This is a genomic window from uncultured Cocleimonas sp., assembly GCF_947495625.1.
Taxonomy (GTDB): Bacteria; Pseudomonadota; Gammaproteobacteria; order Thiotrichales; family Thiotrichaceae; genus Cocleimonas.
Window position 1 is genome coordinate 36956 of the sequence record NZ_CANLZW010000031.1, and the last position, 21696, is coordinate 58651.

Annotated in this window: 22 protein-coding genes; 6 read left to right on the top strand and 16 right to left on the bottom strand. The window is 40.7% G+C overall.

Translation table 11 applies throughout. From position 1 onward, the window contains the following. Positions 1-46 precede the first annotated feature (46 nt). Positions 47-1525 carry a CotH kinase family protein gene (locus tag Q1A31_RS16005; RefSeq protein WP_299879007.1) on the bottom strand — a complete coding sequence of 493 codons (1479 nt, stop codon included), beginning with the start codon at positions 1523-1525 and terminating at the stop codon, positions 47-49. Between the two features lie 297 nt (positions 1526-1822). Between Q1A31_RS16005 and Q1A31_RS16010 the strand changes: the two genes are divergently transcribed. After that, positions 1823-2296 carry a cytochrome c gene (locus Q1A31_RS16010; protein ID WP_299879010.1) on the top strand — a complete coding sequence of 158 codons (474 nt, stop codon included), beginning with the start codon at positions 1823-1825 and terminating at the stop codon, positions 2294-2296. A 112-nt stretch (positions 2297-2408) separates the two neighbouring features. Here Q1A31_RS16010 and Q1A31_RS16015 read toward each other — a convergent pair whose 3' ends face one another. The 15 genes from Q1A31_RS16015 to Q1A31_RS16085 form a co-directional block, all read right to left on the bottom strand. Beyond that, complete coding sequence (locus tag Q1A31_RS16015; RefSeq protein ID WP_299879012.1) at positions 2409-3176, bottom strand: cytochrome b/b6 domain-containing protein; 768 nt, start codon at positions 3174-3176, stop codon at positions 2409-2411. A 137-nt stretch (positions 3177-3313) separates the two neighbouring features. Next, positions 3314-3838 carry a hypothetical protein gene (locus Q1A31_RS16020; RefSeq protein ID WP_299879015.1) on the bottom strand — a complete coding sequence of 175 codons (525 nt, stop codon included), beginning with the start codon at positions 3836-3838 and terminating at the stop codon, positions 3314-3316. Between the two features lie 178 nt (positions 3839-4016). Next, positions 4017-4523 (bottom strand): hypothetical protein, encoded by a 507-nt coding sequence (locus Q1A31_RS16025; protein ID WP_299879018.1) that lies wholly within the window; start codon positions 4521-4523, stop codon positions 4017-4019. 156 nt (positions 4524-4679) lie between these two features. Next, positions 4680-4943, bottom strand: coding sequence for a hypothetical protein (locus Q1A31_RS16030; RefSeq protein ID WP_299879021.1), 264 nt, complete (start codon positions 4941-4943; stop codon positions 4680-4682). 109 nt (positions 4944-5052) lie between these two features. Further along, the gene (locus Q1A31_RS16035; protein WP_299879024.1) at positions 5053-6258 is read right to left on the bottom strand and encodes an ABC transporter permease; all 1206 of its coding nucleotides are present in this window, start codon (positions 6256-6258) and stop codon (positions 5053-5055) included. Then, the gene (locus tag Q1A31_RS16040; protein ID WP_299879065.1) at positions 6245-7012 is read right to left on the bottom strand and encodes an ABC transporter ATP-binding protein; all 768 of its coding nucleotides are present in this window, start codon (positions 7010-7012) and stop codon (positions 6245-6247) included. Before Q1A31_RS16040 ends, Q1A31_RS16035 begins: the two co-directional genes overlap by 14 nt. A 5-nt stretch (positions 7013-7017) precedes the next feature. Next, on the bottom strand, positions 7018-8562 hold the full coding sequence (locus Q1A31_RS16045; protein ID WP_299879027.1) for an efflux RND transporter periplasmic adaptor subunit: 1545 nt from the start codon (positions 8560-8562) through the stop codon (positions 7018-7020). A 12-nt stretch (positions 8563-8574) separates the two neighbouring features. Next, positions 8575-9945 (bottom strand): efflux transporter outer membrane subunit, encoded by a 1371-nt coding sequence (locus tag Q1A31_RS16050; protein WP_299879030.1) that lies wholly within the window; start codon positions 9943-9945, stop codon positions 8575-8577. A gap of 363 nt (positions 9946-10308) precedes the next feature. Next, entirely contained in the window at positions 10309-10884 is a 576-nt protein-coding gene (locus Q1A31_RS16055) for an outer membrane beta-barrel protein (protein ID WP_299879033.1), read from the bottom strand. A gap of 376 nt (positions 10885-11260) precedes the next feature. Then, complete coding sequence (locus Q1A31_RS16060; RefSeq protein WP_299879035.1) at positions 11261-11785, bottom strand: hypothetical protein; 525 nt, start codon at positions 11783-11785, stop codon at positions 11261-11263. Positions 11786-12185: 400 nt separating this feature from the next. Then, the gene (locus tag Q1A31_RS16065) at positions 12186-13241 is read right to left on the bottom strand and encodes a YHYH protein (protein ID WP_299879038.1); all 1056 of its coding nucleotides are present in this window, start codon (positions 13239-13241) and stop codon (positions 12186-12188) included. 21 nt (positions 13242-13262) lie between these two features. After that, positions 13263-14279, bottom strand: a complete 1017-nt coding sequence (locus Q1A31_RS16070) for a hypothetical protein (protein ID WP_299879041.1) — start codon at positions 14277-14279, stop codon at positions 13263-13265. Positions 14280-14480: 201 nt separating this feature from the next. Continuing rightward, entirely contained in the window at positions 14481-15821 is a 1341-nt protein-coding gene (locus tag Q1A31_RS16075; protein WP_299879044.1) for a ferric reductase-like transmembrane domain-containing protein, read from the bottom strand. A 53-nt stretch (positions 15822-15874) separates the two neighbouring features. Then, complete coding sequence (locus tag Q1A31_RS16080; protein ID WP_299879047.1) at positions 15875-16348, bottom strand: Dps family protein; 474 nt, start codon at positions 16346-16348, stop codon at positions 15875-15877. 318 nt (positions 16349-16666) lie between these two features. Further along, the gene (locus Q1A31_RS16085; RefSeq protein ID WP_299879050.1) at positions 16667-17371 is read right to left on the bottom strand and encodes an NUDIX domain-containing protein; all 705 of its coding nucleotides are present in this window, start codon (positions 17369-17371) and stop codon (positions 16667-16669) included. 193 nt (positions 17372-17564) lie between these two features. On the opposite strand from Q1A31_RS16085, the gene Q1A31_RS16090 reads away from it, so the two are divergent. The 5 genes from Q1A31_RS16090 (at position 17565) to Q1A31_RS16110 (ending at position 21605) form a co-directional block, all read left to right on the top strand. Continuing rightward, complete coding sequence (locus Q1A31_RS16090; RefSeq protein ID WP_299879053.1) at positions 17565-18569, top strand: SPFH domain-containing protein; 1005 nt, start codon at positions 17565-17567, stop codon at positions 18567-18569. A gap of 34 nt (positions 18570-18603) precedes the next feature. Beyond that, positions 18604-19524 (top strand): sugar kinase, encoded by a 921-nt coding sequence (locus tag Q1A31_RS16095; RefSeq protein WP_299879056.1) that lies wholly within the window; start codon positions 18604-18606, stop codon positions 19522-19524. Between the two features lie 142 nt (positions 19525-19666). Next, the gene (locus tag Q1A31_RS16100) at positions 19667-19930 is read left to right on the top strand and encodes a hypothetical protein (protein ID WP_299879058.1); all 264 of its coding nucleotides are present in this window, start codon (positions 19667-19669) and stop codon (positions 19928-19930) included. A 398-nt stretch (positions 19931-20328) separates the two neighbouring features. Beyond that, positions 20329-20763 (top strand): VOC family protein, encoded by a 435-nt coding sequence (locus tag Q1A31_RS16105; RefSeq protein ID WP_131904430.1) that lies wholly within the window; start codon positions 20329-20331, stop codon positions 20761-20763. 221 nt (positions 20764-20984) lie between these two features. Next, positions 20985-21605, top strand: coding sequence for a DUF2058 domain-containing protein (locus Q1A31_RS16110; protein ID WP_299879062.1), 621 nt, complete (start codon positions 20985-20987; stop codon positions 21603-21605). Positions 21606-21696: the final 91 nt, after the last annotated feature.

Sequence of the window (21696 nt, forward strand, 5' to 3'; positions counted from 1 at the left end):
TACTGTTAGCTTAGAGGTGAGCAGGCCTGACTGTTTAAACAAAAAACTATTGTCCGCTTAAATAATTGCTAACTGCGGTTGCTCGCTCTTCTACATGTGAATTTAGTTCGTTAATTGCCGTGCTAAAATCCGAGCTATTTCTTAAAAAAGTATAACCATTTACTTCAGTTGTGGCGTAAGGCTCAATTAAAGTTGAATATGAATTGTATAAAGCTTGCATCTTACTAGTGTTAAAAGCGCTATCAACAGTATCTTGAACATAGGCATTGTACTTAGCTTTATAGGTATCATCTTGATATAGATAGCCTATTAACGGCCATTCTGAGCTTGTTACATCTGAAAAATCTAATGCTACCGCCCCACCTTGATTTCCTTCTTCTAAGGCTTCGTTATTATCCCAGGGAATCCAGGTTAGTTTACTGGTATCAGGGGCATTGTATAAGAAGTAATTGTGAGTCATGCGTCCGTAAGTGTCCCAGTTTTGAATTACCGTATTAACGGCTAAGTATTTTAAAAACACATCGGTATCAAAAACAGCGTCTAAGCTTTCTCTCCAGGTTTCAGCATCTGTGGTTCTTGAATCATCATGTAAGATCGATAATAAGCTTGAAACGTCTGAAAAATCTGCTTCGTCTTCATTCGTTTTCTTTACGTACTCATCTTCATCATAAGTACCAGCAGCAAAGCTTGCAGCGTCTCCATCTGGTTTGTATAAATTACCATCGTTATCGGAAAACTGAGTGTCAATGACGGTGTCGTCTACTTCCTCTACTAACGTATAAACGCCAAAATATTCCGGACCATCACCGTGGTCTACATATACTGTATAAAATGCTGTGTGAGGGGCGACTAGGCCAGCACTTCTAAATACATCAGTAGCCACTTTTTCACGGAGCATAGAGCTATCGTTATAATTATTTTTAACGCTTAATTTTTTAAAGCCATAAAAACGCTGGTTTTTAATTTGTGGGTAATCATCTTCAAATTCATCAAAATCGAGCTTGAGTGATAATTTTAATATTCCCGCTTGCCAGCTCGACACCAAACTTGAATTGCCTTTAAAACGAACGCCAACTTTGTACCATTCTTTATCTTCATAGAAAACTTCTGCGGGTACAAATATAGGGTTTTCATCAGAGAATTCTGCATTGCCACGTTGCCCGAAAGCACCATAAAGGCTTGTCATATCGTCAAGCATATCTTGCCAATAACCTTCTGTGATGACGATATCTAGTCTCTTGACCGTATTGTCCTCAAAAACTTCGTCAAAATTTGGTTCGGCATCTTTACTATGTGTCGCTTCAGTCCAGTCTGTTGCCACAAAATCATTGTCTGTGGTATCAGTGGTATCAGTGGTATCAGTGGTATCAGTGGTATCAGTAGTATCAGTGGTATCAGTAGTATCAGTAGTATCAGTAGTATCAGTAGTATCAGTAGTATCAACCGTATCAGAATTGTCGGAAGACGAAGATCCCCCACATGCACTTAAAAAGAATGCCAGTAAAAGAATAGATATAAATTTCATAAAGATTTCTCTGCTTGTTTTTATGTTTAAAGAAATATGGCGGAGTCTAATTTATGAATGTGCAAGAAATATGACTTTTTTGGTACAGATGAAGCCTAATAGAGAAGTGTTTATAGAATCGAGTTTAAATAAGTCACCCCCCTACTTATGGCTTGTTTTTATAATCGATGAAGTAAATCGAGTTTCTTATAGTTACTATCTTTTGAATTTATTACACAAAATTACATACTTTCACTTGAATTTATAGATGGATAGATTAAATAATAACCACTTAACTAATAAATAAGAGGGCACCCAGTGAAAATAACTAGAATATTACTAACGATCGCTTTGACATCAGCAGTTGCTTTTACAGCTGCCGCTCATGGTGATAAAAAAGATAAGTCACCAGAAGGTCAAGCGGCTAAATACCGCCACAACGCATTTAATATGATTGGTTACCATTTTGGCCCAATGGGTGACATGGTTAAGGGAAAGGCTGATTACAATAAAGATGCTTTTGCAAAGAATGCTGATGCCTTAGCGTCACTTGCTGTACTTGCAGCTAATGGCTTCGAAGTGAAGGGAACTGTAAAAGGATCACGTGCTAAGAAAAAAATCTGGGAAGAAAAAGAAAAGTTTAATGCTGGAATGAAGATGTTTCAGGAAAATACGGCTGCCCTTGCTACAGAAGCTAAGTCGGGTGATATGGCAACAATTAAACCCGCTTTGCTTAAAGTTGCTGATAACTGTAAGCAATGTCACAAAAGCTACCGTGCCAAGAAAGACTAAGCTTACTTAATTTTTTAAGATAGCTTTAAAAAGGCCTGATATTAACAATTGCAGGCCTTTTTTGTATCTGTCGCTTTATTAAAATTACTGTTAGATTTATATCAGATTTGTATCAAAGATTACTTAAATAGGTAACACTGCCAAATACTGCTACAACAGAGAGAATCAATACAAATAAAGCAAGCAGTGGACTTTTGAATATTAGCTTTGGCTCAGGTGTTTTCTCCGGCCAAACTGTTTTTCCCGTGATCATCGGCTTGAGTAGGTTGGTTCGCTTAATCACTCGATAAAACACGATTGCCGCAACGTGCAATCCTGTTAAAAACAGTAATACATTGAATCCTAAGTGATGAAAATCTGTCATTTCTTCAGCCGTTTCTTCATCGACCAAATTGAATAATGGACCCTCGGTGAGAACCAGGTCACTACTAAATAATCCCGCACTCGCCTGTAATGCGAGCATTATCAAAAGAGCAATGACCATTAAGCCACCTAGAGGATTATGTCCCGCGTGAATTTCTGGATCTCGTTTAAATAAAGTAAGTGCATGTTTGATCGCGCCAATCGGTGAAATAAATGAACTAAAACGAGCACTGCTACTGCCAATAAATCCCCATATTATCCGATATAGAATCAACGATAAAATAAGCATTCCCGCCTTCATATGAAGATCGAGATAGTTGCCTGTTTCGCCGCTAAACCACATGAATCCAAAGAGAAGAACTAATCCCCAATGGAATAAGCGTGTTGGGGAATCCCAGATTTTTACTAAATGTTTCATGTTGAATAAGATTCGGTTTATTAATTTCTCAATTATATCTTCAAGCCAGAAATCCCGATACTTTATTTCACTAGCTTCCTGCTTGATAGATACCAGCATTCCTTGATCTGTTGGTCGTATTTATATTGTTAGAAAAACAGCCTAAAAGTAGGGGGGTGTCATTAAATATAAAAGACACCCCCTACTTTTAGGCTGTTTTTGATGGATCCTAGTAATTACTTCAAAAGTAGAATGTCTCAAAAGCAAAAGCCATTATCACTGGCTTCGCATGCCAGATTTTCTGGTGCATTAGCATCACTGGTTTGATTGTATGTCGTGATTTTAAATACAACTACGGAGTTGCCATTACCGATAAGGTTTAATAAATTAATCGTTAAATCAACATCGTTAGCAACGGTAATGATGTTGTCATTACCTATAATATTGATCTCGTTGATATTGGTATCACTATCAATAACCAGGTAATTGCCATCACCCTGAATGGTAATGTCAGAGATGTCATCTTCTAATGTTAAATAGGTGCTATCAGCTCTTAACAGCAGCTCATATTGGTCATCATTACTTAGAATACCTCTGCCATCATCAGTACTATAAGCGACTGTTTGAATGATGTCCGTACTTTCAGTATCGGCATCTGACTGACAGGCTTGTAACAAAACGGTCATGAACGTAATCATTAACAAACGATTCATGAATGACAGTAAAGATGTTTTCTTTCGTGTATTTACTGCGCTTATGTTTTGGGGTATTTGATTGTTCATAATGGGATTTATTGTGGTTAAACAGCGAATCATTGAGGCTTATTTGTTTCTGTTAACTTTAGAGAAAATATGCAGCGGGATTTCTAAAGAAATAAGTAATTTATGTAAAAATCTAAATGAGGGGAGAAGGTTTTTTTGTGAGGTGTGAAGAATCGATTTCGCCTCTCAATAGCTTTATCTACAGCCACTCGGACATTTTATCTCTGACGGGATTTGCCGCTATTTTATTGAATTTACGATTGACGAATTTTACGAACTCAGGATCGTACATTCCGTTACCAAATTTTTGCCACCATGATTGAACTCTCGGCAAAACTAACTGATTCTCTACATTTTCCAGATAAGTTTTAAAGGTGCTTTTATCCAAAACGCCATCTTGATATTGCAACCAGACAAATTCTCGCACACCATAAAAAGATGAGAGCCAGGAAAATAGCTCGGTTTTTTCCTCCAGTGTTAATGGTTCTGGTTTTCTCATGCTAACTGCAATCCGTGGAACTTCGATTAAGCTTGCAGTATTCATCTGGCTAATTTGCCAGATTGCAGTGCGTGTAGTTGCATGAGTCGCTCTGTTACTTTGCCCAAACTGCATCGTTAGAAAAATTAGAGTCACTAGAATAGATATTGAGCTTAATATTTCGCTTATCGCAGACCATTTAACCCAGTCCATTTTTTTAAATATCATGGTTTACCTATCGGCTTTAAGTGTTGAGTTAACTAAGGGGTTATTGCATAACATATGTAATGTAAATCATGTGTAATGCAATTAAAGATAATCTCTTATAAACACTCCAAGAGGGAGAGACTCCCGAAGTGTTTACAGAGATATATCTATAAACTATTACTGCGGAGGGCGTCCGCCTTCTGGTGCGCAAACGAGCTCTTCGTCTCCGCGAGGTGGTTTTATACAGCTACCAGTAGCATCGCCTCGAGAAGCGGAGAAAGAGCAACTGTCCCCAGCACTCTTATCTGCGCATGCTTCAAAAGCTTCTGTAGGTGGCTTTCCACCACCGGGAGGGCCTTGACGTTCGGCAGCACTAGCAGTTGATATTGCAACCGCTCCTAAAATTGTTAGTAGCGATGATGCGATTATTTTTTTATTCATTTCTTAACCTCAAAAAATTTTTCATGGATCACTTTATGTGAGATTTAATTATGAAAAAAAATTATGTCAAAAATAGGGATGAATAAAGGAACAAATGTGAAAGGTGTATTTATTCATGGCGTAATGCATCGATAGGATTAAGGCTCGCCGCTTTACGCGCCGGAACAAAGCCAAACAGTACGCCTATTCCCGCCGAAAATAGAAACGAAACGACATTGATCATGACATTGAATGTATAGGGCACTCCCATGACTTGGGAGAGTACTACGGATGCAACTGTTGCCAGAGCAATACCGATTATTCCGCCGAGTCCGGCCAATACCACAGCTTCTATTAAAAATTGCAGTAATACTTCTTTTTCTAGCGCGCCGATAGCCAATCGAATACCAATCTCGCGGGTGCGTTCGGTGACTGACACTAGCATGATGTTCATAATGCCAATTCCACCTACCAGTAAGCTTACAGAAGCGACAGCACTCAATAGCATGGTCATAACTTCGGTAGTGCCGGAAAGGGCTTCAGCAAGCATCCGTGTATCCAGTATATTGAAATTATCGTCTTCGTTGTCTGTCAAATGGCGTTGCTCGCGCAGTAGTTGGGTCAATTGCGTTTGTACCTGAGTTATATCACTTTCATTTTCAACTGAAACCTGAATGCCTGATACTTCACGGTTACCGGCAATTCGTCGTTGAACGGTACTCATAGGCATTACTATGAGGTCATCGCTATCTCGACCATTACTCGAAGTACCTTTACTCTTTAAGACACCAATAATGTCACAGGAAAAATTCTTAACTCTTATTTTTTCCCCGATAACATTGGCATCGCCATAGAGTTCTCGGCGAATCGTATTGCCAATAACGCATACCGCTTTACCCGATGTTAATTCGGCATCGGTAAACACTCTGCCATCAGCCAGAGTCCAGTTCCCCGATATGAAAAAGTCGTTATTACTTCCTGTTATTGAGGTTGACCAGTTGTTTGCCATTGCGACCACTGTTGCAGATTTGTTCACCTGTGGTGCCACAGCCGCGAGCCCAGAAATCTGTTCGCGAATAGCCTTCACATCAGCCAGAGTGAAGTCTGGAGTACCTGCGCCGCGTGGACCTCTCATACGTGTTCCCGGTCGGATCATTAACAGATTACTACCCATACTGGAAACCTGATCTTTAACTGCCTGAGTGGCGCCATTACCGAGTGTCACCATTGTTATAACGGCTGCCACACCAATCACGATACCGAGAATAGTGAGGAATGAACGCATCAGATTACGCCGGATTCCCTTTATGGCTAAAAGAAAACTATTCCACAGCATTGAAGTCTCCTTTTGAATTACCTTCTATTTCGGCTTTTTTTTCACTTTCAGTTTTTCCATGTGTTCTCTCATGTGGTGGATTTATTGTGTCACTATCCACTTTGCCATCAACAAACACTACGGTACGCTTTGCATATTCAGCCATATCAGGCTCATGCGTAACCATCAGTACAGTGATTCCTTTGTCTTCATTGAGTGATTGCAGGAGTTGCATAATTTCATGGCTGGTTTTGCTGTCCAGATTACCAGTAGGCTCGTCTGCGAGTAATAATGTCGGATTAGTAACGATGGCGCGGGCGATTGCGACACGTTGTTGTTGGCCGCCAGAGAGTTCCCCTGTGGTATGATGCCCCCATCCAGTCAGGCCCACTTGTTCCAGTGCAGCAGTCGCCATCGTATGACGAACAGCCGCGGGTTCACCACGATACAATAAAGGTAGCTCTATATTTTCCTTGGCTGTTGTCCGTGCAAGCAAATTGAAACCCTGAAAAACGAAACCCATATAGTAGCGCCTGAGTAAGGCTCGTTGATTGCGGTCGAGTAGTTCAACATGTGCATCTTGAAACAGGTATTGGCCAGTAGTGGCTACATCCAGACAGCCGATAATATTCATGGCCGTGGACTTACCTGAGCCGCTGGGTCCCATAATGGCAATGAATTCACCTTCATCCACGCGTACATCTACACCTCGTAACGCCTGGAAAGCAGCTTGCCCATGCCCAAATGTCTTGGTGACACCGCTTAGCTCGATCATTGCACTCACTTGTTGCCTCCACTGCTGCCTGTGATTACCTGCATACCGTTACTTAAATCGCCAGCAACTATTTCGGTGTTTTTACCATCTGAAATACCTGTTTTTACGGTAACAGCTTTGGGCTTTCCATTCTCGAGAACCCAGATGGTTTGTTCGGCATTTTGGGGGTTAGTTGTCGCTTCTGAACGCTTCCTCTTCTTCTGACGAGGGGGGCCGCGGGACGTCAACTTGGAGAGAATGCCATTTTCGGCAGATGAGTTAGCTGCTGAATCTTTCTTGGCAGGGCTTGTTTCCTGTGCCTCGGGTTCAAAACGCAGCGCTGCAGTGGGGACGAGCAATACGTCTTCTCGAGAATTGGTGATAATATTTGCAGTTGCTGTCATCCCGGGGCGTAAGGTCAAATCGGTGTTTGTTACGGCTAACACGGTAAGATAAGACACCACATTATCGGTAAGGGTTGAACCCAGACTGACTCGTGTAATTTCTGCCGGATAGCTTCGTCCGGGCCATGCATCGACGGAAAATTCAGCAATTTGCCCTTTTTTTACCTGACCAACATCTGCCTCATCTACACTCACTTCCAATTCCATCTTGGAAAGATCTTCAGCCAGAGTGAACAAGGTAGGTGCGGATAAGGACGCAGCGACAGTTTGCCCGGGTTCAACCGCGCGATCCAATACCACTCCATCAATCGGCGAAGTGATAATAGCTTTACCAAGATTGGTACGTGCGGATCTTAAGGTCGCAGTAGCCTCCATTACCCCCGCTTTTGCTGATTCTAAATTAGCTTGAGCATTCAGTTGCTCGGCCTTTATTGATTCGGCACTGGCTTTGGTTCCGGATATATTGGCGCGTGCTGATACAGCGCTGGCTTTTGCGGCGTTCTCTGCTGCCAATGCGCGCTTCCAGCTAGCAATAGCACTATCAAGGTCGCCTTTTGCTGGAAGCTTGCCACCACTGGTTTTGTTTAGTTGTTGTAATCGATTGAGGTGAGTACGTGCTTCAAGCGTGGTAGCGCGGGCCTGTTCTAACTGAGCATCTGACTGAAGTGCGTTAGCTTCGGTTTGGTCTACACTTGCTTTCGACTGAGTAACATTGGCAGCTGCCTGAGTAATTTGAGCTTTGGCCTGAGCGACTTTAGATTCGGCAGACATTAGGGCTGCTTCCGCCTTGGCCACCGTATCTTCGAGCTGTTCGGTATTCAGACGCGCCAATTCCTGATCTTTTTTAACCACATCGTTATTGTCGACGTAAACCTTTTCTACCGTGCCCGACAATTCTGTACCAATGTCTACCTGGTTAACGGGTTCGAGATTGCCGGTTGCGGTTACACTTACCGTGAGATCACCTCGGCTTACGCTGACTGTTTGATAGACGGCTTTTGGTTGAGAGCTGACTTGATTGGTGTATTGCCAAGCGAATCCCCCAACTATTGCTAATAAGACTAAAGTAATCAGCCATTTTTTCCATGGAGAACCTTTGGCATTAATCGTTTTCTTATTAGCGATATCCGCTACAGAAGGAGTGGTTATAGTATCTCTGTTTTTCATTTTTGGTATCTCCTACCAAGCGCCGCCAACGGCTTTGTAAAGACTAATTAGGGACAAGCTCTGCTCTGCCTGAGCTGTAAGTAGGCTTTGTTGTGATGTTAATACGGTTCGTTGTGCTTCCAGTACATTCTGAAAGTCATCGGTACCTGCGTTGTAACTTAAATTCGATAAACGTTCGGTGCTTTGTGCCAGTTTTATATTATTTTGCAGCAATGGTGTCTGCCTGGCATATGATTGCAGGCTGGCAAACGCATCAGCCACATCCTGAAGAGCAATTAATACGGTTTTTTGATAGTTTGCGACCGCTTGCTCGCGTGCTGCATCTTGTACTATTACCTGCTGGCGTAAACTGCCTCCATTGAATAAGGGAGCACTGATTGATGCTAATAGAGACCTCGCCAGATTGGCTGGATCAATTAAATCAGACAGCTTTACACTGCTATAGCTAAGTGAACCTGATAGTTTGAAACTCGGGTAAAGGTTGGCTTTTGCCACACCAACATGTAGCTCTGCTGCCGTAATCTGGTATTCGGCGACACGAATATCAGGGCGCTGACGGATTGCATTGGCAGGTATATTTTTAGCCAGATTTAGATTTGCCGTTGGAATGGGTTTAATACTACTGAGGCGTGCTTTAACTATTTGAGGTTCTTTTCCTAGTAGCATAGCCAGAGCATGTTGAGAGCTTGAAATACTGTTCTCCAATGCCGGAATTTCTGCCTTAACTTGACCTAGACTAAGCTTTGCCTGTTCCTCTTCCAAACCACTGGCAAGACCAGCCTGTTGTTTCAGTGTAATTAATCGTGAAGTTTCCACTCGCGAGGCTAAGCTTTGTTGTGATACTTTTAGACGAGCTTGAGCGAGGCGTAAATTAACATAAGCGCTAGCAACTTCGGCAGCCAGTGATGCTTTAACATCTTCCAGACTCACTTGGGACGCTTTTAGATCCGCTTCCGCCGCATTGCTGGCAAACCGATTGCTACCAAAGATATCTGCTTCCCAGCTAGCATCGAGCCCAGCATTATAGCTTTCTTTACTACTCACACGACCTGCTGAGCCACTTGCTGATAAAGTCGGTAACAAGCTTGATCTGGCAATAATGGCTTCTGCTCGAGCTGAACGTAAACTGGCTTGAGCCGTTTTAATATCAGGGTTAGCTTGCAATGCTTCCTCAATCAGTGAAGTCATCAAGGAATCGCCAAACTTTTGCCACCAGACTGAATTAATAGGCGTGCGTTTACTCAGCTGTGTCGTCTGCAAGCTACTCGATGCGGTGCCTTTAGAATAAGCACTGCCAGTGAGTACGCTATTAGAGGAACAAGCCGTTAATGATAGCCCTGTTATTACGATGGCTATAAGTGATGGTGATTTTCGCGAAATCATTTTCTACCTATATAATTTACGATTGAATTTAGGCCAATTCTAATCCTCAAACGAGCAAGGATGTGTCGGCAACATGTAAATTATTGTAAATGTGTTTTGTCTTCAAATTGGTCATATATTGGAGCGTTCAGAATACCAAAATCCAATATTGTTTTTCTTGATGTGTATGAGGTTTTATGAAGATATAAATTAATTAGGGAAAAGATTTATATCTTTGTGGCTAGATTAAGTCGCTGTCTATTTTAGCTTCTAAAATTGCTTCAAAAAAAACCACCTTCTGAAGACAGAAGATGGTAAAGGGTTCAAGGGAAGGAAGACCTCATGAACCATAAGGAGAGTTTATTGTTTTGGGGTTAATCTAAATTAAAAGCTCCAGCGAATATTAGTTGAGACTGTATCGACATCTTCTCTAGAGGTGGAATAACCTAAACCTGCTGAAATTGATTTATTAATGTAATAACGCGCACCCACTTTTAAACGTGTGTCGTCGCTATTATCAATATCGTAATAGTCGATATTTGCATCCAGCTCTACTTTGTCATTCAATAAATGCCTTACGCCTACTCCGGCACTGTAACCATCTTCATCGTTTCCAGTATCAATGTCCTGGTTTATGTATTTAATGTTGGTGGTGATATCTGTTTTCGGAGCAATAGGGGTGTGATACTCGAGGCCAACGGCACCGTTTTGAAAGTCCAGATCAGATCCATCTGTTGGGTTATCAATATTACCTGCAGCATATTCACCAATTATATTTAGATTTGGTGTCATTTCATAAGAACCGGCAAGTTTGCCTGCATCGGCATCCGTTCCATCTAAGTCATAGTGTTCATAAGAACCTTCTACAAAGTTGTAGTTAAAATCTGCAGCTTGAGCATTGAAAGCAGCTCCTGCTAAAACCATGCTTGTGAGTGAATATATTAATTTGGTTTTCATCATTCTATACCTGTAATTTTTTCCTATTATTAATGTTTAAAATTTAATTAATAAGCTGCTTTCTGTTGAAGCACTGTAGGTAATTTAGATCAGAAATATGAACGCAATATGGAAGTAATGTGAAGGTTTGTAATGAATGTAAAGTTGTGTAATTTAGGGTTTCTAACGTCAATATTATCGCTGTTATTTTGCAATGACACCCCCCTACTTATAGCTGTTTTTTTGTTTATTTGACGGAGTAAAGACAATCGTCTTCTGGTGGGCTTATGGTTTATGCTGTGCGGGTAGTGACTGGATATTCATTATTTTTTTAATAGTTAACAGGCAATAAAAAACCGAGCAAGGCCCGGCTTTTTTATTGAAATATGATTGTGTTTTACTACTGGCAAGTACCAGTAATTTCTTCACAAGCAAGGTTATCAGGTTCATCAACATCACCTGTCTGAGTGTAAGTACCAATATCATAAACGGTTACTGAATTACCATTACCTTGTATGGTCAGTTGGTCCACTGTTAAATTCACGTCATCATCTACGGTAATGATGTTGTCATCACCGTTTATGCTTATTGAATCAATACTGGTATCACTATCTATCACAAGGTAGTTATCATCACCTTGAATGCTAATTTCGGTTAGATTGTCTTCCAGAATCAAATAAGTACTATCGGCTCTTAAAATTAATTCATATTTGTCGTCATTATCCAAGGTGGCTGTTCCACCATCAGTACTATAAACAACGGTTTGCTCATCATCATCAGTACTATCTGTTCCATCATCTAGTTCACAGCCTTGTAAAAATAACGCGAGAAAAGCAATGGTTAATGTACGGCTGATTAATGTGCGTAAGGAGTTGGAGTTTCCAGTGCTTACTTGTTGAAATTCTGTGTTTAGTATATTCGACATAATGTAGTTCTTATTTAAATCTAGTTTAATCCGGTTAATGATGAATAAATGATGAATAAAATTATAGGATGAGACAGGATTGTACAAGAAAAGTGCCCTGAGTTTATTCTATAAAATCATTTAGTGAGTTTTTTTGAGTGTAAATCTTATTTCTAACCGTTTCCTTATTTTAATTATTAACTTGGAAGCTACAAATCAACGACCTGCAATAGTCAATATTCTGTTAATTAAACACTGTTATTTAAATTCTGTTTAAAGCCTAACTCGTAATAAACGCTGTTTAATAATAATCGAATAGTAAACATCAAATGTGCAAACAATATGGAAAAAGCCATCGAAAGTAGGGGGGTGGCATTACGAATCACCCCATGACTTATTTAACTTTCTAATAATTTATCCATTAGCGACAGTAGGTACCCGATTCAACTGCGCCGTTATTACTAATCGTTTTTTGCTCAAAATCATAACAATTCGCTTTGCTTTCTGACGGTTTGAATCGCGTGTAATACTCAGTACCTTTGTAGGTGTAATTAAGCGTGCGAGTACCATCTTCTTTTTTAACATGTTTAAGGTTTTCGACACCTTCTCTAGGTGGTCTTAAATCTGCTCGCGCTGCAGCACCTTTTAATGGCGCGACTCTGGGTAAAATACTGGTGTCTACTTTTCCCACTAAACATTGGATAATATAGGGCGCTTCAACCGAGGTATGATAGCGATAACCGAATTGTTTATCAGATTGGCCATTACACACGTCCAGATCACCTTTAGTGACTGCTGAACCGTCTGGATTTGCATCACCATATAATGGGAAGCCATCGTAACCCCAACCGATGATTGTTGCGTCGGTGACATTCTTCATTGAATCAATCATGCAAGTGGGTTTAGCGTGATAGTGATAATCATCACCGCGACCAGCATGGCCACCACATTCATCAAGCTGCCCAAGTTTTGTAGTATCTTTAGTCGCATCGTAACCGTGTAAATCAATCTCACCTTGAGCCGAATAATCGTAGATTGGCACACCGTTAATCGCCACGCCTAAAGCAGCATCAATACTTGTTTTAGTATCAGATATTTCAGGATTTAACAGAATAGGCGCTGCATAATTTAACGCAGGGACGGGTATTTGTTCATTAGTTCCGGTGATTCCATTCATCAAGCTATGATCAGGGTAGGTGTCTGATTGAACATAGGCATAGGTTTTATCACAAGTAACCGTGACCTTAGTGAACCCCGCTTTTCCTACAGATGCGCGAACACGAGAACAAGCTTCGCTATCAATGCTCTCGCTTACGGTAGGTGCTTTTAGTTGAGCTTCAGGCCTTTTGGGCGGGCGTTTGTTCTCTCTTCTATCTTCTTTTTTAGGGCTTGGTGGTTCTGCATTATCTTGTGAAAATGCAGTAGCGCTTAAAAATAAACCTGCTAAAGCGATAGGAATTATGGCGCTTTTTCTCATTTTTATATTTCCTCGATTACTTTATTTAACTGTTTTTCGAAGAAGTACCACATTGTCCAATACCAGATTTGAAGACCAGATAAATTCTGCATCCGCACCTTTTGTGTCAAAAACATTGGTGAAATTCGTATAGGATCTTTTGTTATCAACACCGACAGTCTCGTTGGTGAATGTTGATGCAGCAGGCCACGAACTATCATCGAAATTAGCCTTCATCCAGTTTTCAGGAAATGTCCAATGTGCTGCAGAAGTAGTTTCAAAACTAGTTATCGTTTGTTGATTACAGGCAGAGCTATCGCGAACTTGCCCTTCGACGACTAAACATTTTCTATTTACGATGGGTGCGGTGTAAAAGGTTTGAGCTTTCCAGCTACCATCAGTGAGTGCAATGGTTTTACCAGAGGCGTCCTGAAACTGCGCGACTAGACCACCATCTCCTGGGTGAAATTGAGTACCTCGATTACTTTCCATGCCTAATCCAAGTGTTTCTTCCCAATCCACCATTTTTACGGCGATGTTGAATGGATAGTCGGCTTTAAATCTGACTACATTGGCATTGAACGGTGTAAATGGAACGGGATCGACAGCAATTAAAACGCCATTGATGTATAGCTCAAAATAGTTGTCGGGGAATATGTAGGCGGTGAATATTTCCTTACCAGCGCCATCCCCACTTGCATCAACTACCGGTACTGTTGATAAGTCCAGATCTGCCAGAGAATCTAATTTTTTGCCACCACATTCATTGTATAGGTCTGTGGCTTTTGTTGCTGTTTTAAATTGAGTGTCAGCGGGAACAGTCCAGTTTTTTCCATCTTCAGATTTTATTTCGCCTACGGCACTAACTCGAGACCTATCTCCACAATCAATTAGGCCCGCATTGGTTTGAGTGGCAACACCGGTTGTAAAGCTTGGTTGCTCTGCTTTTGTTGATGCGGATAAAAACATTGTGACTGTAATTGCTGTCATCATCGCCACCGTTGTCGCGAATCTGATTGCATCAGTAGATGAGTGCTTTGTCATAATGTGTGATTTCATAGTGTATCTATTGCCTTTGAAAGACTTTTCAGTTTTTATACAATGAGTTTAGAAGACTAAAGTAAAAGAAAATATGGCTGCTATGTAAAATTGTGTAAAAGTAGTGGGGGCAGAGAATTCTCTAAGCATTGCTTGATCGCGCAACAATAGCGGTTTTAGCCGCTATCATTTTTTCCGTTGTTGGCGATGTGCGTCGTCTGCCTAACGCATATTGAATAATTCTTGATGGAAAGCACCTTTGGGCAAACCATTAGCCGACATATCTTTACGTAATACTGAGCCGAATCCCGCAGGACCGCAGAACCAGAAACTGGCTGATTGCCAATCAGGTACGGCATTACGTATTTTTTCTCCGGTTAGAAAACCGTCACGACTGTCGATCATCACATGTAATGTTACATTTGCCGCCGTGGCATCTGCGGTTAACTTTTCCAGCGCCTCTGGTGCCAATTCTGTCGCGCTGTGGAAAAGATCGATGGCTTGGCCGCCTTGATGTTGAGCGAGTTGTTTCATACGAGCGATAAAGGGCGTGATACCAATACCACCGCCAATCCAGATCTGGCGTTTTTTATTATCGTCGAATGTAAAGCAACCATAAGGGCCTTCCACGTTTACCTTGTTACCGCTGTGTAATTGTTCAGGAAGTAAATCAGTGTAATCCCCCAATCCTTTGGTAATGAAAGTGATATGAGGATCTTTAGCGTTCCATGCAGAGGCAATGGTAAAAGGGTGTTGTCCTTCCTTGGCATCAAAATTAACAAAAGCGAATTGCCCACTTTTGTGACCTTTCCAACCGTCTTTCAGCAGAATGGAGGTTTCAAGTACCTTCATTTGAGGGAAGTGGAGTTGCGTTTCTATTGTCCCTTCTACCTGTCGCTTCTTGCCTATTTGATTTGTCAGAACTAAAACCGCCGACACCGTACCTGCCAATAATAAAAGTCCCATAAAAATGCCTAGTGGTTTGGTCCACGCAGCAAAGTCCAATAGCACGATTGTGTGGAATACTAGCGCTAAATAAGCAACTGCAAGCAACTTATGTGTTTTGGCGAAGAGTCGATAAGGAAAACGTTTAATTAATGCGAGCGCGATCAGAAGTACCACTGCATAGAAAACCCACTCACCAACAAATTCAGCGGGTTTGCGCAGCTCATTAAAGAATTGCTGAGCTGCGCTTAATGTAGCGGGATCTGGTCGTGGTCCACGTGCGCCACGTTCCATTAAACCCAGATCAATCGCCCAGTGAGGCACATTTTTGGCAAGCCAATGTAAAACTGAACCGGTGAGTGCGGAAATACCCAGCCACTTGTGTAATCGATAGGATTTATCCAGACCACCTAGCCAGGGTTCTAGCCAAACCGGACGAAGCGCTAATACCATCGCGATACTCATAGTGCCCATAGCGATTACACCAGAGTACTGAATAAACAGATCGCGGATGGCTTTGAAGTTCAGTGTTTCCGGGAGAGACAAATTTGCCAGTATCCACAAACCGCTCAATCCAATGAGAAAACCCCATAGACTCAGTTTGATATTTCTAAGCATTTTATTTGCCTCTCACCCGTCTTGCTTTGTCCTAAATTTTCTTGGTTTGTTGATTAATTTTTAGTCGTCGCTCTTAGCATCCATGCTGTTTTTTCATGAATGACCATGCGATCAGAGACCAAAGACGCTGTAGATTCATCTTCAAACTCCTGAGCAATCTTCAAAACTTCACGACAGGTTTTTATCACTTGTTCGTGCCCTTTTGTTAATAACTCCACCATTTCTGTAGAGCTTGGAACACCTTCAACTTCAGCAATAGAACTTAGCCTAGAAAATTCGATATAGGTTCCAGGAGCGGGAACATCCAGAGTACGAATACGCTCTGCAACATCATCTACAGCAGTAGCTAATTCCGTGTATTGTTCTTCAAACATTAAATGCAGCTCACGAAATTGCATGCCTGTTACATTCCAATGGAAGTTATGGGTTTGTAAATAAAGGGTGTATGAATCAGCTAAAAGTTTTTTTAAGCCTTCGGCTATTTTCAATCTGCCTTCTTCATTAATTCCGATATTTATACTAGTCATTTTTAATGTCCTCATTGTTCGTTTTATCGAGATATGAAGATACTCGGATTCAGAGGTTTAGATAATCCGTAAATAAACGTAGTTGAATTGTTACAAATACGTAGTGTGAAAATACTATTTGGGCTGCATATAAGAAAATAGTAAAAACAAGATATGAGGTGTTTAGTGAATATTTAGCCAATCACTTTTCAGCGTAAATGATCGCTTAAAAAAAGCCCTCCAAAGTAGGGGGGTGGGTATGGAATATATTGAGAGTAAATTGTTTGGTTCTGTAAATAGTTAAGACAAGAATGACGCTTTAGATAAATGTGTGATCGATTAACCTAAATTCCTTTCAAAATTCACCAGTTCCGCATCTTCTTTTAATCGGTATAACATTGCTGCTCTTGCGCCTGTTGCTAATGTTTCTCCGGTTTCTTCGAACATATTTGAGGCTTCAAAGCGGCGATATAAGGTTTTTTTCTGAATAGACTTTCCCAGAATTATTTCAATCAATGTGTGATATTCACCAAGCGTGAATTCCTTGGGTAAACAAAACACGGGTAGCATCGAATACAGCGCTTTTTGCTTTAAGCGTTCCAATGCGAATTGAAAGATCTGTTGGTGATCAAAAGCTAATGGCTGGTAATTAGCGGTTTCATCCATAAGGCTTTCTACATCCACCCATTGCGCACTTTCATCATTTCTAGGTGTTACGTCTAGATTGGTTTCTTCATGTGCGATCAACGCAAAATAGGCGATTGAAGCACTCCAGCCTCGCGGGTCTCTACTCTTGGATGAAAACGTATTTAACTGCTCTAAGTAGGGGGGTGTCACGCCTGTTTTATCCGTTAATTTACGACAAGCAGTGTCTTCTGCAGAACCATCTTTATCCACATCGATAAACCCACCCGGTAGTGCCCAGCTATTTTGAAACGGTGAATTCTTCCGCTTTAACAATAGAATTTTCAGCGAGTTATCTTTGATGGTGAATAGCACACTATCAACGGTGAGTAAGGGGGATTTGAAGTTTTCTTGTGTCATAGATTTTGGATAAATCTTATAAAAATGAGTTTATTTGTCGTAAAGACAAAATAGCAAGTCATTGTTTAAAAAGCAAATAATTAAAAATTCACAAAAAACATTTGACAAATAGTGTCTCAAGGACAATTATCTATCTAAGCATTAAATGTCTCTGGGACAATTAATCTATTTTTCATTTAACAGGAGGTCAATCATGTTTGGAATTAACTACATAAAATCAGACCCTTCAACTCACTTGATTCAGTATCAAAAAGGTCGAGCAGTTAAACAGGGTGTCGGTATGAGCTTTTATTACTTCGGCCCAAAAACATCACTGGTTGCCGTACCTGTAACCAGCAAGGAATTACCATTTGCGTTTCGTTTGCAATCGGAAGATTTCCAGAAAGTAACGGTGCAAGGGCAGGTGACTTATCGTATTTCTGACGCCGAAGCGGTATCGAAAATGCTTAATTTCACTATCGATAAGAAAGGTAAGTACTTATCAGAAGATCCGCAAAAACTGGATGAGCGTGTGTTGAGAAGCGTACAGGTATTGCTTAGGGATAACATCCAGCAGCAACAATTGAAAGCGTCATTAAGCATGGCACCGAAGTTGGTGAAAGAGCTTGATACGGCCTTACAAAGCAATAAAGCGCTGGCTGATTTAGGCGTGACCATTGTCGATGTATCAATCGTGGCAATTTCGCCGACACCTGAAACTGAAAAAGCGTTAGAAGCGGAGATTCGTGAGCAATTATTGAAAGAAGCGGATGATGCTATTTATGAACGTCGCTTAGCCAGTATTGATCAGGAAAAACGAGTAAAGGAATCGGAGCTTGAAACAGAAGTGGCGATGCAGCGCAAAGAGCAGGAGATTCAGGAAACGAAAATCGAAGCTGAGCGTGCGGTGATGAAAAAACGCAATGTGTTAAATGAAGAAAATATGCAAGCCGCCATCGCCGAAGAAGAGCAACGTCAAAGTTTGATAGAGCTTGAAACAGGCAATGAGAAAGCGAAGGCTGATACGTCTGCCTACAGCATCGAAAAGCAGCTTAAAGCTTACGATTCGGTTCCTGCTGAAGTGTTGAAAGCATTGGCAATGAGCAAGATGGCGCCAGCACAATTAATCGCTCAATCGTTCGAGAACTTAACTCAGGAAGGCAATAAGGTGGGCAACTTGAATATTTCACCAGAATTGTTGCAGTCACTTATCAAATAGCAAATAGCTTATTTAATTGAAAGAGGTGATCACAATGGAAACTGACAGAAAATTGATATTGGTAACCCGTCACACTCGTTTGCACGAGTTGAAACAGAAGTACGGCACCTTAGGGCAAGCTAAGTTTTACATTGAGCATTTAGGCGAATCCTTTGAGCAGTATGAGGTGGAAGATGGTTTGTTCCATACCGTGCATAAACAAGTGCTTAGTTTTTTAAAAGCATCGGGCAGGGTGCAGCAGTTAGATCGTTCGTACTTACCAACCTATAAATTTTCTCGAGATGACATTGTGGTTGTACTTGGCCAAGATGGATTGGTAGCAAACACGTTAAAATACCTTACAGGTCAATCAGTGATAGCTATCAATCCCTCTCCGCAGAGCTTTGATGGTGTGTTATTGCCATTTACTGCTGGGGATTTACCGTTAGTTTTAGCTGATGTTTTAGCAAAGAAGATGAATTTCAAAACTATCACTATGGCTGAAGCAACAACAAATTTGGGCGACAGTTTATTAGCGGTTAATGATTTGTTTGTTGGCCCTAAATCGCACACTTCAGCACGTTATGATGTGGAATGGAATGGCAAAAAAGAAAGCCACAGTTCCAGTGGAGTTATCATCAGCACTGGTCTAGGTTCGACGGGTTGGTTTAAAAGTTTAATCGCAGGCGCTTCAGGAATTGCGGGTAGACCAGTGCAAAAAAAGATCGCCAATGGTTTTGAATGGGATAGTGAGTATTTGTATTACACCGTTCGGGAGCCATTCCCTAGTCAGCAATCTCAAACCGATTTGGTATTTGGTAGAGTGGATCAGCAAAAGCCGTTAGTTCTCACCTCTAAGATGGCGGAGAATGGCGTAATCTTTTCAGATGGCCTGGAAAATGATTATCTCAATTTTAGTGCAGGTGTCAGCGCGACAATATCTGTAAGTAAAACTCAGGGAGTACTGGTCGTTTAAGGAATATTGATTTCAGCCAAATAAATAATGCCAGATCAATTTAAGGCTCCTATACTTCGTTTCTTTGCGCAGCTGTAATCATGTTTATGATTAGTCTGGAGCGTGTAGGAGGCTTTATCTTTGATTTTAGGCTAGAATATTTATGGTCATTAGGATACTTGGTTCTGCTGGGAAATATCCTGACATTAGCTGTTTATTTAAGCTTATTGCAAGAATAGGTGCAAACAAAACAGCCTATGCTACAGTATTATTTCCAATAGTCGCACTGACTATTTCTGCCTTTGTTGAAGGTTATACTTTCACCCCCATTGCAATAATTGGCTTAGTGCTAGCACTTTTGGGTAATATCATTGTGTTTTATAAGCGTACACCTTTATCTTCAGAAAAGGTTAAGGGAGATACCTAGCTTAAGACTGGGTAAATCGCTTACAGATGAGATCTGTATGTTTTTACACCCCCCCACTTTTAGCCTATTTTATTATAAAGTACTTAAAATTTAGTATGGAGAAAGTTTGATGAATCTTACATTGTTTAATTGGATAACCCTGATTAGTGGAACTTTGGGAGTACTCTTGATAATTATTTTTTTGTTAACAGGTAAAAAGAATCAAGTGCTTCGCGTATCGGGAAGTGTCTTAATAATTGTGACAGTCATCAGTAGTTATATTTCACGTATGTGAGTACTCCAGCAACATTTATTTACATTTAAACGTTCGCGTTATTTAGTTTAATTCTTGTCTGGTCGGAAACAGAATAAGGGATTATTCTATAATATCGTTATTTAACATTTAGTAAGGATTCACCATGACTCTAACGCCCTTTCATTTAGCCATACAAGTACGTGATATTGAAGAAGCACGTGATTTCTACGGGAAAAAAATGGGCTTCCCAGAAGGAAGGAGCACTGCAGACTGGATTGATTTTAATATGTTTGGTCATCAGCTGGTTGTTCATTGCAATAAGGAATTAGGGCCAGAAGGAAAAGTGAATGCATTGAATAATGCTGTGGACGGTCATGGTGTGCCGGTGCCGCATTTTGGTGTCGTATTAGAGTTTGATGAATGGCATGCGCTGGCTGAAAAGGTTAAGGGATTTATCGATGGGTTTATTATCGAACCTTATATCCGTTTCGAAGGAGAAGTAGGGGAGCAAGGTACGATGTTTTTTGCGGACCCTTCTGGTAATTCATTAGAATTTAAAGCATTTAAGAATATTGAATCTGAGTTGTTTGCTAAGTAACATTTGATGAAATTGTTGGGTATTTCAGACATCCCCCTATTTATAATGAGATTGCCATTTCGTTTTTTGAAATGGTCAACTCATGTATGCTAAATCTTAATACTATCTAACATGATAGCCGATACTAGAATTTAGCGTCTATATGGGTACTTTTTCGAAGTACACTAAATACACAACAGTGATTTAAACTTAAAAGTACAATAAATAAACATAGGAATAACATGAAAGGTTCACTTCAAGATCAGCTTCTAGGTGCAGGCTTAATTAAAAAACAACAGGCGAATAATATTCAAACCGCCAAGAAAAAAGCGAAGAAGAAAAGTCAGGCAACTAATACTGAGCTTAAAAATGAAGCCGCTGAATTAGCGGAGAAAGCACGCCTTGAAGAGCAGCAAAAAAGTCAGGCCTTAAACGAGCAGCGCAAACAAGAAGCGCAGCAAAAAGAAGTGCAGGCGCAGATTCGCCAAATGATCAAAAATAATTCGATTCAAAAGTTAGATAAAAAAGCCGCCGAAGATAGCGAGCTAACGTATAACTTCACCGATAATAATAAAATCAAGACAATGCTGGTTTCTGCTGAGAATCATACATTGATTTCACGAGGTATTATTGCCATCGCTAAAATAGCGAAGACTGCAAATTCTGACGCTAGTGATCAAGAACAAGCAGACTATTTTTTGATACCTGCTCAAGCCGCCAGAAAAATCATCGAGCGCGATAACGAATCAATCGTGTTATTGAATGATTACGCGTCTAAAGATAAAGCGAATGATCAAGACACGACGAAAGATGAAGACGATCCGTATGCAGACTTCGAAGTACCTGATGATTTAATGTGGTAATCAATAGCTAATCAGTCACCCCCCATATATGGTCTCCTCCATTTTTGCAAAATAATATTCAACCGTTTTGACAGGGATAGATTTGCTTCCA

What these genes read in the sequence shown, in the direction of transcription:
- Q1A31_RS16015 (WP_299879012.1), bottom strand. Translation starts at nt 3,176, where the DNA reads ATGCTGGTATCTATCAAGCAGGAAGCTAGTGAAATAAAGTATCGGGAT.
- Q1A31_RS16035 (WP_299879024.1), bottom strand. Translation starts at nt 6,258, where the DNA reads ATGCTGTGGAATAGTTTTCTTTTAGCCATAAAGGGAATCCGGCGTAAT.
- Q1A31_RS16055 (WP_299879033.1), bottom strand. Translation starts at nt 10,884, where the DNA reads ATGATGAAAACCAAATTAATATATTCACTCACAAGCATGGTTTTAGCA.
- Q1A31_RS16045 (WP_299879027.1), bottom strand. Translation starts at nt 8,562, where the DNA reads ATGAAAAACAGAGATACTATAACCACTCCTTCTGTAGCGGATATCGCT.
- Q1A31_RS16065 (WP_299879038.1), bottom strand. Translation starts at nt 13,241, where the DNA reads ATGAGAAAAAGCGCCATAATTCCTATCGCTTTAGCAGGTTTATTTTTA.
- Q1A31_RS16085 (WP_299879050.1), bottom strand. Translation starts at nt 17,371, where the DNA reads ATGACACAAGAAAACTTCAAATCCCCCTTACTCACCGTTGATAGTGTG.
- Q1A31_RS16080 (WP_299879047.1), bottom strand. Translation starts at nt 16,348, where the DNA reads ATGACTAGTATAAATATCGGAATTAATGAAGAAGGCAGATTGAAAATA.
- Q1A31_RS16030 (WP_299879021.1), bottom strand. Translation starts at nt 4,943, where the DNA reads ATGAATAAAAAAATAATCGCATCATCGCTACTAACAATTTTAGGAGCG.
- Q1A31_RS16075 (WP_299879044.1), bottom strand. Translation starts at nt 15,821, where the DNA reads ATGCTTAGAAATATCAAACTGAGTCTATGGGGTTTTCTCATTGGATTG.
- Q1A31_RS16100 (WP_299879058.1), top strand. Translation starts at nt 19,667, where the DNA reads ATGGTCATTAGGATACTTGGTTCTGCTGGGAAATATCCTGACATTAGC.
- Q1A31_RS16105 (WP_131904430.1), top strand. Translation starts at nt 20,329, where the DNA reads ATGACTCTAACGCCCTTTCATTTAGCCATACAAGTACGTGATATTGAA.
- Q1A31_RS16020 (WP_299879015.1), bottom strand. Translation starts at nt 3,838, where the DNA reads ATGAACAATCAAATACCCCAAAACATAAGCGCAGTAAATACACGAAAG.
- Q1A31_RS16095 (WP_299879056.1), top strand. Translation starts at nt 18,604, where the DNA reads ATGGAAACTGACAGAAAATTGATATTGGTAACCCGTCACACTCGTTTG.
- Q1A31_RS16060 (WP_299879035.1), bottom strand. Translation starts at nt 11,785, where the DNA reads ATGTCGAATATACTAAACACAGAATTTCAACAAGTAAGCACTGGAAAC.
- Q1A31_RS16070 (WP_299879041.1), bottom strand. Translation starts at nt 14,279, where the DNA reads ATGAAATCACACATTATGACAAAGCACTCATCTACTGATGCAATCAGA.
- Q1A31_RS16090 (WP_299879053.1), top strand. Translation starts at nt 17,565, where the DNA reads ATGTTTGGAATTAACTACATAAAATCAGACCCTTCAACTCACTTGATT.
- Q1A31_RS16040 (WP_299879065.1), bottom strand. Translation starts at nt 7,012, where the DNA reads ATGATCGAGCTAAGCGGTGTCACCAAGACATTTGGGCATGGGCAAGCT.
- Q1A31_RS16005 (WP_299879007.1), bottom strand. Translation starts at nt 1,525, where the DNA reads ATGAAATTTATATCTATTCTTTTACTGGCATTCTTTTTAAGTGCATGT.
- Q1A31_RS16110 (WP_299879062.1), top strand. Translation starts at nt 20,985, where the DNA reads ATGAAAGGTTCACTTCAAGATCAGCTTCTAGGTGCAGGCTTAATTAAA.
- Q1A31_RS16025 (WP_299879018.1), bottom strand. Translation starts at nt 4,523, where the DNA reads ATGATATTTAAAAAAATGGACTGGGTTAAATGGTCTGCGATAAGCGAA.
- Q1A31_RS16050 (WP_299879030.1), bottom strand. Translation starts at nt 9,945, where the DNA reads ATGATTTCGCGAAAATCACCATCACTTATAGCCATCGTAATAACAGGG.